At 70.8% G+C, this 13,286-nt stretch carries 11 protein-coding genes; 4 read left to right on the forward strand and 7 right to left on the reverse strand.

Annotation, left to right across the window (positions count from 1 at the left end):
- Nucleotides 1-8: 8 nt before the first annotated feature.
- From disA to B3G12_RS09880, 3 genes are all read right to left on the reverse strand, one after another.
- A complete protein-coding gene (disA, locus tag B3G12_RS09870) occupies nt 9-1,085 on the reverse strand; it encodes a DNA integrity scanning diadenylate cyclase DisA (protein WP_055082912.1) in 1,077 nt (358 codons plus the stop codon).
- A gap of 101 nt (nt 1,086-1,186) precedes the next feature.
- Nucleotides 1,187-2,671: a DNA repair protein RadA gene (gene radA, locus B3G12_RS09875; protein ID WP_055082910.1), complete on the reverse strand. Its 1,485-nt coding sequence runs from the start codon at nt 2,669-2,671 to the stop codon at nt 1,187-1,189.
- A 58-nt stretch (nt 2,672-2,729) separates the two neighbouring features.
- Nucleotides 2,730-3,887, reverse strand: a complete 1,158-nt coding sequence (locus B3G12_RS09880; protein WP_144943099.1) for an FUSC family protein — start codon at nt 3,885-3,887, stop codon at nt 2,730-2,732.
- Between the two features lie 197 nt (nt 3,888-4,084).
- On the opposite strand from B3G12_RS09880, the gene pstS reads away from it, so the two are divergent.
- The 4 genes from pstS (at nt 4,085) to pstB (ending at nt 8,228) form a co-directional block, all read left to right on the forward strand.
- Complete coding sequence (gene pstS, locus B3G12_RS09885; RefSeq protein WP_290500151.1) at nt 4,085-5,191, forward strand: phosphate ABC transporter substrate-binding protein PstS; 1,107 nt, start codon at nt 4,085-4,087, stop codon at nt 5,189-5,191.
- A gap of 142 nt (nt 5,192-5,333) precedes the next feature.
- Nucleotides 5,334-6,281 (forward strand): phosphate ABC transporter permease subunit PstC, encoded by a 948-nt coding sequence (gene pstC, locus B3G12_RS09890; protein ID WP_144943101.1) that lies wholly within the window; start codon nt 5,334-5,336, stop codon nt 6,279-6,281.
- The gene (gene pstA, locus B3G12_RS09895) at nt 6,281-7,411 is read left to right on the forward strand and encodes a phosphate ABC transporter permease PstA (RefSeq protein ID WP_126874642.1); all 1,131 of its coding nucleotides are present in this window, start codon (nt 6,281-6,283) and stop codon (nt 7,409-7,411) included. The genes pstC and pstA overlap by 1 nt, the downstream gene beginning before the upstream one ends.
- A gap of 37 nt (nt 7,412-7,448) precedes the next feature.
- Complete coding sequence (gene pstB / locus B3G12_RS09900) at nt 7,449-8,228, forward strand: phosphate ABC transporter ATP-binding protein PstB (protein ID WP_144943102.1); 780 nt, start codon at nt 7,449-7,451, stop codon at nt 8,226-8,228.
- 163 nt (nt 8,229-8,391) lie between these two features.
- Here the strand turns inward: pstB and B3G12_RS09905 are convergent, their stop codons facing one another.
- The 4 genes from B3G12_RS09905 to glsA all read right to left on the reverse strand — a co-directional run bounded on the left by B3G12_RS09905 (nt 8,392) and on the right by glsA (nt 13,011).
- A complete protein-coding gene (locus B3G12_RS09905; RefSeq protein WP_144943103.1) occupies nt 8,392-9,420 on the reverse strand; it encodes an inorganic phosphate transporter in 1,029 nt (342 codons plus the stop codon).
- A 4-nt stretch (nt 9,421-9,424) separates the two neighbouring features.
- On the reverse strand, nt 9,425-10,042 hold the full coding sequence (locus B3G12_RS09910) for a DUF47 domain-containing protein (protein WP_144943104.1): 618 nt from the start codon (nt 10,040-10,042) through the stop codon (nt 9,425-9,427).
- A gap of 452 nt (nt 10,043-10,494) precedes the next feature.
- Nucleotides 10,495-11,115: a hypothetical protein gene (locus tag B3G12_RS09915; RefSeq protein WP_055082896.1), complete on the reverse strand. Its 621-nt coding sequence runs from the start codon at nt 11,113-11,115 to the stop codon at nt 10,495-10,497.
- 54 nt (nt 11,116-11,169) lie between these two features.
- Nucleotides 11,170-13,011: a glutaminase A gene (gene glsA, locus B3G12_RS09920; protein WP_055082894.1), complete on the reverse strand. Its 1,842-nt coding sequence runs from the start codon at nt 13,009-13,011 to the stop codon at nt 11,170-11,172.
- Nucleotides 13,012-13,286: the final 275 nt, after the last annotated feature.

The raw sequence follows: 13,286 nt of genomic DNA on the forward strand, positions 1-13,286 counted from the left end.
GCAGCGGCTCACATGAAGCGGTCGAGCAGGCTCGTCTCTGCCATGCGGGAGAGGGACTCGCGGACCGTGCGGGCCCGCTGCTCGCCGATGCCCTCCACGGACATCAGGTCCTCGAGGTTCGCGGCCATCAGGGACTGCAGCCCGTCGAACTGCGCCACGAGTCGCTTGGCCACCGCGCGCGGCATGGACTTGATCCCCTCGAGCAGCCGGTAGCCGTGGGGGTGGAGGTCTGTCTCCAGGCTCCCCTGCGGTGCCGTGAGACCCGCGGCGGAGGCGACCTTCTGCAGGTCGATGAGGTCCGCGGAGGACAGCTCCGCCAGTCGCTCCAGGGCCGCGTCCAGCTCCTCGGCGGGGGTGGGGTCCGGGAGGTAGTCCCGCAGGACGACGTCCGGACCGGGACCGGTGCCGGCGGTGAGCTCCTCGAGCTGCAGGGAGATCAGCCGCCCGTCCTCGCCGAGCTCCAGCACGTACCACCCGATCTCCTCCGAAATGCGCCGGACCATCTCCATGCGCTGCAGGGTGAGGGCGACGTCCCGTGCGGTCACCGCCGCCTCGATCTCGAGGGCCGAGAGGGCCCCGAGCACCTGCTCCAGACGGTGGCTGTAGTGCTCGAGGGTCTGCAGCGCCTGGTTCGCCCGGGCCATGATGGCCTGCGAGCCCTCGATGACGTACCGGTAGTCGTCCACGTAGATGGTGATCACGCTCATCGACTGGCTCACCGAGATCACGGGCAGGCCGGTCTGCTTGGCGGTGCGCTCCGCGGAGCGGTGCCGCGTGCCGGACTCCTGAGTGGTGATTCGTGCATCCGGCATGAGCTGGACCCCGGCCTTCAGGAGGCGGGAGGCGTCCCTGTCGCACACGATCGCACCGTCCATCTTGGCGAGCTCGCGCAGCTTGGTGGGGGTGAAGTCCGTGTCGATGTCGAAGCCCCCGGAGCACAGCGACTCCATGGAGCGCTCGAAGCCGAGGACGATCAGCGCACCCGTGCGACCCCGCAGGATGCGCTCCAGCCCGGTCCGCAGCTCGGTCCCGGGGGCGACCCGCGCGAGGGTCTTCCGCAGAGCGGTTTCACGTGTCTTCACCACGACACCATTCTATGTACGGGTCTCTGTACGGGCCGCGCACAGCGTGGTGCAGGCTCTGCGGCCAGCCCGCGGCCCGTCCTCGCCCGCCGCGGCCCACGGGCTCAGCCGGCCCGCGGCGGGAAGAGCAGCTCCATGGCCTGGTTCACCGTGGTGACCTCCCGCACCGAGAACCCCGGCGGGATCTTCCCCGGGCCGCTGGGCGAGGCGGGGACGACCGCGTGGGTGAATCCCAGGCGGGCGACCTCCTGGATCCGACGGTTGATCTCCGGCACCGGCCGCACCTCCCCGGCCAGCCCGATCTCCCCGAAGCACACGAGCCGCTGCGGCAGCGGGCGGTCCTGCGCGGCGGAGGCCAGGGCCATGCACACGGCCAGGTCCGTGGCGGGCTCCGTGAGCCGCACCCCGCCCACCGTGGAGACGTAGCAGTCCATGGAGGCGAGGGCCACGCCGGCCCTGCGCTGCAGCACGGCCAGCAGCATGGCTACGCGGGAGCCGTCCAGCCCGGCGGTGGCCCGCCGCGGCTGCGCGGTGCTCGACTTGTCCAGCAGCGCCTGGACCTCGGCGAGCAGGGGTCGGCGGCCCTCCACCGTGACGCTCAGGCACGTGCCCGCCACCGGCACGGGGGTGCGGGAGACGAACAGTCCCGAGGGGTCCGAGACGGAGCGGATGCCGTTCTCCTCGAGGTCGAAGCACCCCACCTCGTCCGTGGGCCCGAAGCGGTTCTTGACGGCCCGCAGCAGCCGGATGCGCGAGTGCTTGTCACCCTCGAACTGGCACACCACGTCCACGAGGTGCTCGAGCAGCCGGGGCCCGGCGATCGAGCCCTCCTTGGTCACGTGGCCCACGAGCAGGGTGGTCATGTTCCTGGTCTTCGCGGCGTGGATGAGGCTCGCGGCCACCTCCCGCACCTGGCTCACACCGCCGGCGGAGCCCTCGATCTCCGAGCTCGCCAACGTCTGCACGGAGTCCACGACCAGCAGGTCCGGGGACAGCGCCTCGACTTGCGCCAGTGCCGCCGAGAGGTCCGACTCCGCCGCCAGGTACAGCGTGTCTGAGAGTGCGTTGATCCGCTCGGCTCTCAGCTTCACCTGCGCGGCGGACTCCTCCCCGGTCACGTAGAGCACGGTGCGAGGGGAGGCCCCGGACGACGTTGCCCGCGAACCGGACGCGCGTTCCGCGCCCTCGCCGGTACTGGCGTTCGGCCCCGCGGTGCGCATCGCCTCACCCGCGGCGCCCGCGGCAACCTTCGCGGCGGCGTCCAGCAGCAGGGTGGACTTGCCCACGCCGGGTTCACCGGCGAGCAGGATCACGGCGCCCGGGACGAGCCCGCCCCCGAGCACCCTGTCCAGCTCGGGAACCTGGGTGGGGGTGAACCGCGCGACGGAGGAGTCCACCTGGGAGATGGGCCGTGCCGGAGTGGCCACGGAGGACGCCGCTCGGGTGCGACCGTGCTCCTGGCTGCCGCCCATCTCCTGGACGGTTCCCCAGGCCTGGCACTCACCGCAGCGCCCCACCCACTTGGCGGTGGTCCACCCACACTCCGTGCAGCGGTAGGTCACGGAGGGCTTACGGGTCTTCGTGCTCATGGCCTCACCATAGGGGGCGGCTCCGACGCGCATAGGCGACCGGGCCGGCCCCGCCGCCTCACTGCCCGCCGAGCGCCGGGAGGCTCTTGGCGGCGGTCTCGTGGGAGACCCCTGCGGCCTCGAGCAGGTCCACCACCATGGGACGCAGCAGCAGCACGAGCGCCTCGCCCTCCATAGTGCGGATGCCCATGGCACCAGGTTCCAGACGCTGGGCCACGGAGAACAGCTCGTTGCGCGTCTGGCGCAGGTAGCTCTCCCTCGTCTGCTCGTGGCTCTCGGCCAGGGCGTGGCCCAGGCTCAGGACGGCGTCCGAGAGGTCGGCGAGGGCCCCGGAGAGGGAAGTCACGGCGTCGTCGGCGAGCGTGACCCTGTTGAGCACGGACGCGAGGCGGCGTGCGAAGACCCGGGAGTTGCGCACCGCGAGGTCGAGGTAGCGGATGCTCTCACTCAGCTCGTCGATCTCGTGGCGGTGGCGCCGGTAGAGGGGGGACGCGTACGTGATCTCGCGCGAGCCCATGAGCCCCGTGCGCACCGAGTCCACCAGCGGCTGGGTCTGGCGTCCCCGGACCAGAGCGTGCCACGCGAGCCGGGAGTCGGTGTCCGCGACGGCGTGCGAGCAGTCGGTGAGAATGCGCGTGAACTCGTCAATGAGCTTGCTGAGGTCCTGGCGGGGTTCGCGGCGCGGGTCCTGCGGCACGATGTACGCGAGCACGAGCGCGCACAAGCAGCCCACGACCGCGTCGAGCGAGCGGGCGAACACGCCGTCCTGGGAGGGTGGCAGCAGCACCACGAGCACAGACTGCAGACCCATCTGGGTGGTGAAGATGGCGCCGTTGTCCAGGAACCGGGCGAGCAGCAGGGACACGAGCAGGACGACGGCGGCCTGCCACTCCCCGGGACCCAGCAGGTGGATCAGGAGGTCGCCCACGACGATCCCGAGCGTGCAGCCGATGGAGACCTCGAGCACGCGGCGGTAGCGCAGCCCTCCCTTGGCGTAGCCGAGGGAGACGAGGGCAGCGGTGGCGGCGAAGATGGGGCCGTGGTGGCCCAGCAGCCGCTCGGCGATCACGTACGCCCCCACGGCGGCCACCGTCATCTGGACCGCCTGAAAGTAGCCTGCGGTCATCCGCACCCACCCGGTGCGGCCGCGACGGCCCGCGATCTCGGGGACACGGCGGAGTCGGGAGCGGTGGGTAGCTGCTTCCGAGGAGGCCATGAGGCCATCCTAGGCTCTCCCTCCGACAGCCCCTGTGCCAGTTGTTAATCGCCCGTTCACCTTCGTGGCCGACGCTGTCCACGTTCGATGCCTACGGTGAGCGCTGGGCGCACTGAGAGCGCTGCGGTGGTGCACGCCGAGACCCGTTCGGCCCCGTTCACCCGCTCCACCGGTACATGCTTTCGAAGGGAAAAACTGTGAAGCTTTCGCACGTCGGCCGCTCGGCCGCAGTCCTGGCCATTGGTGCCCTCGCCCTGACCGCTTGCGGCTCCGACAACCCCACCGGAAGTGCCGGGGGCGGCTCGGGGGAGCAGAGCGGGGTCTCCGGGACCCTGACCGGCATCGGCGCCTCCTCGCAGCAGGCCGCCATGACCGCGTGGCAGAACGGCTTCCAGTCCGCGAACAGCGGTGCCACGGTGCAGTACTCGCCGGACGGCTCCGGCGCGGGGCGCAAGGCGTTCCTGGCGGGCGGGGCGAACTTCGCCGGTTCGGACGCGTACCTCTCCGAGGACGAGGTCTCCCAGGCGAAGCAGCAGTGCGGGGACGCCGGGGCCATGGACCTGCCGGTCTACGTATCCCCGATCTCGGTGGCCTTCAACCTGCCGGGTGTGAAGTCGCTGAACCTGGACGCGCCCACGATCGCCAAGATCTTCAAGGGCGAGATCAAGAAGTGGAACGCGGACGAGATCAAGAAGCAGAACCCGGACGCCGACCTGCCGGACACCGCCGTGACCGTGGTGCACCGCAGCGACGACTCGGGCACCACCGAGAACTTCACGGACTACCTCTCCAAGGCCGCGCCCCAGGACTGGACGGACAAGCCAGCCCAGGCGTGGCCCACCAAGTACGCGGCCGAGAACAACAAGGGCACCTCCGGCGTGGTTTCCACGACCTCCAGCACCGAGGGCGCCGTGACGTACGCGGACTCCTCCGCCGTGGGGGACCTCGGCACCGCGGCCATCAAGGTGGGTGAGAAGTACGTGGCCCACTCCGCGGACGCCGCCGCCAAGGCGGTGGAGGTCTCCAAGCAGGTCGAGGGCCGCGGCGAGCACGACATGGCCATCGACATCGACCGCGCCACCACGGAGGCCGGGGCCTACCCGCTGGTGCTGATCTCCTACCACGTGGTGTGCTCCACCTACGACTCCCAGGAGACGGCGGACCTCGTGAAGTCCTTCGAGAAGTACGTGGTCTCCGAGGACGGCCAGAAGGCCGCCGCGGACTCCGCCGGCTCCGCCCCGCTGTCCCAGTCCCTGCGGGACGAGGCCAAGGCCGCCGTGGAGTCCATCTCCGCGAAGGGCTGACCCGCCCGCAGCGCACGGACGCGGCGTCGGCACCTCATGGGGAGCCGACGCCGCAGCCACGCCCCCCGGGGCCCACGAGCCCCTAGGCTGGGCGGTGGCCTTCGCCCAGCACGCACCAGACCTTGATCGAAGGGACTGTTCCATGTCCACCACCCTTAGCGCACGCAGACCCGGGACCAGCTCGTCCGCGGGCGGGCGTGCCGGTGACGCCGTCTTCTCCGGGCTCAGCCTGGCCGCGGGGATCCTGATCTTCGCGGTCCTGGCGGCCGTGGCGCTGTTCCTGCTGCTGCAGGCGCTGCCCACGTTCACCGCCCCCGCGGCCGAGATCACCGGGGGCGCCGGGTTCTTCAGCTACATCGGCCCGCTCGTGGTCGGAACGCTGATCGCCTCGGTGATCGCCCTGCTGATCGCCACGCCCGTGGGCATCCTCGTGGCCCTCTACATCTCGCACTACGCACCGGCGCGGATCTCCACCCCGGTCGGCTATGTGATCGACCTGCTCGCGGCGATCCCCTCCGTGATCTACGGCGCGTGGGGCGCCACCGTGCTCGCCCCCGCGCTCGTGCCGCTGTACACCTGGCTCAGCGAGCACGCCGGGTTCATCCCCTTCTTCACGGGCCCCGCGTCCCAGACCGGCAAGACCATGCTCACCGCGGGCATCGTGCTCGCCATCATGATCCTGCCCATCATCACGTCCATGTCCCGCGAGATCTTCTCCCAGACCCCCAAGCTGCACGAGGAGGCCGCGCTCGCCCTGGGCGCAACGCGCTGGGAGATGATCCGCATGTCCGTGCTGCCCTTCGCGCGCCCGGGGATCGTCTCCTCGATCATGCTCGCGCTCGGCCGCGCCCTCGGCGAGACCATGGCGGTGGCCCTGGTGCTCTCGTCCGGACCGATGATCGCGTCCCTCGTCAAGTCCGGCAACCAGACCATCGCGGCGGAGATCGCCCTGAACTTCCCGGAGGCCTACGGCCTGCGGCTGTCCGAGCTGATCGCCGCCGGGCTGGTGCTGTTCCTCATCACCCTGGTGGTCAACATGATTGCCCGCGCCATCATCGCCCGCTACAAGGAATTCTCGGGGGCCAACTGATGTCCACGTCCACGCAGACCTCCCAGCCCGGCCCCGGCGTCTCGCCGGTGCGCCGCTCCAAGCTCACGCGCGGGCAGCGGCCCCGCTGGCTCGTGCCCGTGGTGGGCGTCGTCGCCGTGGTGGCGGGTGCCGCGCTCGCCGCGCTGGTGGGCTTCGGCATCGCCCTGTGGGCGCTGTTCGCCGCGGTGATCTTCCTGGTGGTGGGACCGCTCGCCGTGGGGCTCATCGAGGGCTCCCGCGCCGGGAAGGACTCGCTGATGACCTTCCTGGTCTACACGGCCTTCGTCCTGGCGGTCATCCCGCTGGTCTCCGTGATCTGGACGGTGCTCGTCAACGGCGTCCCCGGGCTGACCGGCAACATGCTGTGGACCTCCATGAACGGGGTCACCGGCCTGCAGGACAACACCGCGGGATCCTCCGGCGAGGTGGTGGGCGGTGCGTACCACGCGATCGTGGGCACGGTGTCCATCACCTTCTGGGCCACGGTCATGTCGGTGCCGGTGGGCCTGCTCACCGCCATCTACCTGGTCGAGTACTCCCAGGGCGGCTGGCTCGGCAAGGCGATCACGTTCTTCGTGGACGTGATGACCGGCATCCCGTCCATCGTGGCCGGTCTCTTCGCCGCGGCCCTGTTCGGGATGATCTTCGGGCCCTCCACCCGCACGGGCTTCGTGGCCGCCGTGGCACTGACCGTGCTGATGATCCCCACGGTGGTCAAGAACACGGAGGAGATGCTGCGGATCGTGCCCAACGAGCTGCGCGAGGCCTCCTACGCGCTGGGCGTGCGCAAGTGGCGCACCATCCTCAAGGTGGTCATCCCCACCGCGATCTCGGGCATCGCGTCCGGCGTGACGCTGGCGATCGCGCGCGTGATCGGTGAGACCGCGCCCCTGCTGGTGACGGCGGGCTTCGCCACGGCCATCAACTGGAACTCGTTCTCCGGCTGGATGACCACGCTGCCCACGTTCATCTACTACCAGATCATGAACCCGACGTCGCCCACGAACCCCGACCCCTCGCTGCAGCGGGCGTGGGCCGCGGCCCTGATCCTCATCATCATCGTGATGCTGCTGAACCTCGTGGCGCGCCTGATCGCCCGGGCGTTCGCCCCCAAGACCGCCGGGCGCTGAGCGCGGCCCTAACCACCTGAGCGAAGGACTGACACCCATGTCGAAACGCATCGACGTCGAACACCTCAACGTCCACTACGGCGACTTCCTGGCCGTGCAGGACGTCAGCATGAACATCGAGCCGCGCTCCGTGACCGCCTTCATCGGCCCCTCCGGCTGCGGCAAGTCCACGTTCCTGCGCACCCTCAACCGCATGCACGAGGTCATCCCCGGGGCGCGCGCGGAGGGCAAGGTGCTCCTGGACGGGGACGACCTCTACGGCAAGGGCGTGGACCCGGTCACCGTGCGCTCCATGGTGGGGATGGTCTTCCAGCGCCCCAACCCGTTCCCCACCATGTCCATCCGGGACAACGTCCTGGCGGGCGTGAAGCTGAACAACAAGCGGATCTCGAGCAGCGACGCCGACGACCTCGTGGAGAGCTCCCTGCGCGGCGCCAACCTGTGGAACGAGGTCAAGGACCGGCTGGGCAAGCCGGGATCGGGGCTCTCCGGCGGGCAGCAGCAGCGCCTGTGCATCGCCCGCGCGATCGCGGTGAAGCCCGAGGTGATCCTCATGGACGAGCCGTGCTCCGCGCTGGACCCCATCTCCACGCTGGCCATCGAGGACCTCATCAACGACATCAAGACCGACTACACCGTGGTGATCGTGACCCACAACATGCAGCAGGCCTCGCGTGTCTCGGACAAGACCGCGTTCTTCAACATCGAGGGCACCGGCAAGCCCGGGCGCCTGATCGAGTACGCGCCCACGTCCGAGATCTTCAACACGCCGCAGAAGCAGGAGACCGAGGACTACGTCTCGGGGCGCTTCGGCTGATCCTCTGGATGGCGCGGCAGGGCACGACGACGTCGCATGGCCCCCGGGATGGGGCCGTGCCGCTATGGGTGCGGGGCCGGGTCACCCGTGGCTCGGGCTCAGGCTTCGGGCACGGGGACAGGGCAGTGGCGTCCGGACGTGGCCGTGCAGCGTCGTCGTCGGCTCAGAGCAGGGCGGGGAGAAGGGGAGACAGCGCGAGGAAGAGCATCCCCGAGACCAGCCCGCACAGCGGGGCGGTGACGATCCACGTGAGGAGCAGGCGCACCACGGTCTTGTGGTAGACGGTGCGGAACTTCTGGGTGGAGCCGGCGCCGAGGATCGCGCCCGTGCTCGTCTGCGAGGTGGACAGCGGGATGGGGGAGAGGAAGCCGCCCACGAAGAGCAGGGCGCCGGAGACCGTCTGGGCGATCGCACCGCGCAGGGGGTCCAGGGTGACCACGCGCGAGGAGAGCGTGTAGGCGATCCGCCACCCGCCCAGCAGCGTCCCGAAGCCCAGGCAGAGGCCCACCAGCAGGACCAGCCACACGGGGATGCTGCCGCGGGAGAAGCCGGAGCCGAGCACGAGCATCAGGACCATGAGGATCCACAGGGTGCGGCGGGCGTGCTGGATCCCGTGGCCGAAGTGGATGGCCGCGGCACCCGTGGCCTGCACCACGCCCGAGCGGAAGTTCACGCGCCCCGGCGTCTCGTGGCGGACCAGGTGCACCAGGGGCGGCACCAGCAGGTAGGCGGCAGTGAACGCGACCACCGGGGAGACGACCAGGGGCACCAGCACGTTCCACGAGAGGTAGGGGCCCACCGGCAGGGGGCCGTGGAGCAGCCCCACGGCGCGCGCCCCCAGCAGGGCACCCACCACCGCGCCGCCGATCGCCGCGGTGGAGGAGGACGGCATCCGCCACCACCAGGTGGCGAGGTCCCAGCCGATCGCGGTCACGAGCGAGCACAGCAGCGCCACGACCCCCACCACGTCCAACGGCACGGGGATCTCGAAGGTGATCATCCGGTTCAGCACCAGCCCCACGAGCAGCGCGCCCACGAGGTTGAACACCGCTCCCAGCCACAGCGCCACGCGCGGGGTGAGGGCGTTGAAGCGCACGGGCAGCGCCACGGCGTTGGAGGCGTCGTGGAAGCCGTTGACCACCGTGAAGACGAGCGTGAGGAGGATCCCCAGCAGGGCCAGCAGCTCGGTCACGGGCTCAGGACTCCGTCACGAGGATCCGGCCCACCTCGGAGGAGACCTGGCCGAGGGCCTGCGCGGCGTCGAAGAGCTGCTGGGCGGTGTCCATTCGGCGGATGGCCTGACCGGCCTTGAACTCGTCCAGCAGGCTGGCCCGGTAGCTGCGCTGGGTGCGCTCGGCCTGGCGGGTCAGCCGGATCATCTCGAACCAGTAGTCGTCGAGCTCCTCCAGGCTGGTCAGGCGGCCCATGGCCTTGAGCGTCATGTGGGCCATGTGCTGGATTACGGCGAGCTGCTCGGTGGCGTGGGAGCTGGGCCGTTCCACCTTGTACTGGCGGTGGAGCTCGGCGCACGCCACGAGGCACTGCACGGCGCGCAGCAGCCAGTGGCCCAGCACGTAGACGTCCTGGCGGGGGATGGGCACCACGTAGGAGGAGCGCGTGGTGGTCATCAGGGAGAAGTAGAGGTTGGTGCAGCGGTCCTCGGTGTCCAGGAGGTCCGGGATGGGCAGCTCCCAGACCTTGTCGATCTGCCCGAGGTGCTCCGAGAGCTGCTCCACCGCCGTCAGGACGCACTGGGCCATCTGGACCAGCAGGTCCGTGACGCGCTCGTCCTCCGGGAAGATCCGAAAGGCCATCCGTCCGTCCTCCCGCGTCCTGGGCTCCGTCAGCCTCGTTCTCGGCTTCGTGTCGGCGCAACTGTACCGAACGAAGGTTACAGGTGGGGAGTACCGTGACGGGGCACGGGTGGAGGCGCGCAAACCCGCGCGAAGAGAGGGGGAGAAGTAGGCGGTGCCGGACCGGGAGCGCCTCTCGGCGGAAGGCCGCTCGAAGCGGCTAAATGATGGAGCCCGGGGCTGCCACGGCCCGACACCTACACCCATCGTAGCGCGAGCCCCCGGGGCCGCCTCAACCCCGGTGGGGCGAGGCCCGATCCGCCGCACCGCGGCACCCCGTGGGCGGCACCAGGCGCGGCCCGGCGTTGCGGCCCGGCAACGTGGGCGTGGTGGGCGACGACAGCACGGCGTCGACGACGGCGTCCCCGGCGAGGCCGACGGCGCGGGCGCGGTGGGCGACGACGCCGCGGTGCCTACTCGAGCGAGCCGGCCCGCCAGGCCTGCGCGGCGGCCTCCAGGTCCTCGGCCGTGCGCAGCAGCCGGGGGATCCGCTCCCACGGATCGCGCACGCTGAGACCGGGCACGTCCAGTGTGTGCTCCTGGCCCGCGGCGACCACCCGGGCGAACGCCGCGAAACGCTCCAGGGCGACGTCGAACTCGCCCTCGAACGCGCCAGAGAGGATGGTGTCCGCGACGTCGCAGATCTCCTGCGCACCCGGCGGGTCCGCGACCCCGGCCACGACGTTCGGCACCTGCGCGGTGTACCGCCCGGCGGCGAACCAGCGGCTCATGCGGTCCGGGTCCTTGCGTGCGGAGGCACGCAGCGCGTAGAGGCGCCAGAGCGTGCCCGGCAGGGACACCGCGGGGGCCTCGGACCACATCTCGGCGATCCCCTCGAGGCCCTGCTCGTCCGTGAGGCGCACCAGGCGTTCCCGGACCGCAGGGTCCTGGGAGTCCCTGCCGCGGGAGACGAGGGCCTGGGCGGCGAGGTGCGCGGCCTCGGAGACCCGAGCGGGATCGGTCCCGCCCTCCTGGGCCTCGAACATCTGCGGTGAGAACTTCACGGGTGAGTGGTGAGTACGGCGTTCGGGCATGCGCCCGAGTGTACGCCCGGGGTCCCCGGCCGGTTCATGACCGCGGTCACGAGCTCAGCCGGCCGTGTGGGTCTCCCCGGCGCGCTGGCGCCAGCGCTCCTCGATGCGCAGCATCGCCTGCTGGCCTACGGCTCGCCACCAGCGCAGCGCCAGGCGCGGGTCCTCCTCCTCGATCTGCGCGATGGCCTCCGGGGACAGCCGCTGGGCGGTGACGTCCGACAGGGCCGTGAAGCTCACCAGGTGGCGCAGCCCGGTGCCCATGGCGATCTCGCCGAAGCTCATTCCCGGGCCGATGATCTCCAGCTCCACCCGGTCGCCCTGCGGGGAGCGGCGGGAGACCTCCACACGCCCCGAGGTCACCATGAACACGCCGTTGAACTTCTGGCCGGCGCGTAGCACGGTGGCGCCGGCGTCCCACGACACGGGCTCGGTGTGCGCGCGGATGCGGCGGACGTCCTCCTCGTCCATGGTGCTCAGCAGCTCGGAGCGGGTGGAGGCCACCTTGTCCGGAGTGCACTCGCCTCCGCCGAACTCCTCGAGGATCCGGTCCTCAGCCCAGGTGAGGGCCTCGGCGCGCGTGGTGAACACCGGCATGGGGTGCTCCAGATGCCCGGCGTGCTCGTTGCCCTTCTCCGCGATCAGCACCACGTGGTGGCCCGTGTTCTCCACCTGCTCCGCCGCGCGACCGAGCATGGGGATCACGAACCGAGCCATGTCGTCCACCTGGCGGATGTCCACGAGCACGTAGCGGGACTGCCGTGCGGCCTCCCGCACCGTGCGGACGGCGGTCTCCGCACCCGCGAAGCGCAGGTCCCCCTGCAGCTCGATGATCCGTGCGTCCTCACCGTGCTCCTCGAGGACCTCCGTGGCGGCCTCGTTGCGACGCACGAGGGACGGCGCCTCCGCGAGGGTGTACTCGGCGCGCACGGTGGAGTGTCCGTTGCGCTCGGTGCGCGCGAAGTGCAGGTCCAGGTCCTTGGTGAGCCGCTCGCACGCCGCCACGCCGCGCACCGAGTTTCCGTGCCGGTCCAGCGGCGGGGAGAACACCGCCACCGCGAGCTGGCCGGGCAGCACAGCGACGACGCCGCCGCTCACACCCGACTTCGCGGGCAAACCCACGCGCAGCGCCCAGCGCCCGGCGTCGTCGTACATGCCGCACGTGCTCATCACGGACAGGACGTCCGAGACCACCGGGGGCTCCAGCACACGCTCCCCGGTCACCGGGTTCCTGCCGCCCGCGGCGAGCGTGGCACCCATCCGGGCCAGGTCCACGCAGTTGAGCATCACCGCGCACTGGCTGAAGTAGTCTTCCAGGGCGCGTGTGGGATCGCCCTCGATGATCCCGCGGGAGGTCAGCAGCCAGCCCAGGGCGCGGTTGCGGTCCCCGGCCCGGCGCTCCTGTGCCTGCACGGTCTTGTTGATCCGCAGCTGCCGGCCGGCGCAGCGCGAGTACAGCCGCAGGATGCGCTCCATGCGCGAGCCGTGGGACGTGTTGCGCACCAGCGAGGTGGACGCGATGGCCCCGGCGTTGATCATGGGGTTGGAGGGACGTCCGGTGTCCGGCTGCAGGGATATCTCGTTGAAGGCGTCCCCGCTGGGCTCCACGTCGATCTTCTCGAAGACACCCTCCACACCGCGGTCCGTCAGCGCCTGCGCATACGTGAAGGCCTTGGAGATGGACTGGATGCTGAACTCCTGCTTGGTGTCACCGGCCTGGTACAGCGCGCCGTCCACGGTGGCCACGGCGATGCCCACGGTCGAGGGGTCCGCGTTCGCAAGCTCCGGGATCGAGGTGTTGACGGCGCCGCCCTCCACCTCGCGCAGGTCCGCCACGACGCGGCGCAGGTACTCCGTGACGGGCGAGGGGCCCAGCTTGGTCATGGGAACGGTGCTCACGGATCACTCCTGGGGATTGGGGGTCGGCCCGGGTACGGCGGTGGCGCGGCGGGCCGGGGCTGGCAGGACCCCGGTGGCGGGGCCTGCACGGCGGGTTCGGATGTTGCCCCAAGGATCCCACACCGTGCGGGTCCCACCGCGGGTTCCCCGCCGCCGGGATCCGCACTGCCTGGCACTTCCCACTGCCGCGCACCCCCACTTTAAGGCCCGTCGCAGCCGGAGGCACGAGGAGCGACGACGCCGCGCGGACGGGCGGAGCGAATCCGCGGCGTGCC

Origin of the sequence: Kocuria sp. UBA5001 (assembly GCF_002398425.1) — a bacterium.
Taxonomy (GTDB): Bacteria; Actinomycetota; Actinomycetes; order Actinomycetales; family Micrococcaceae; genus Kocuria; species Kocuria salsicia.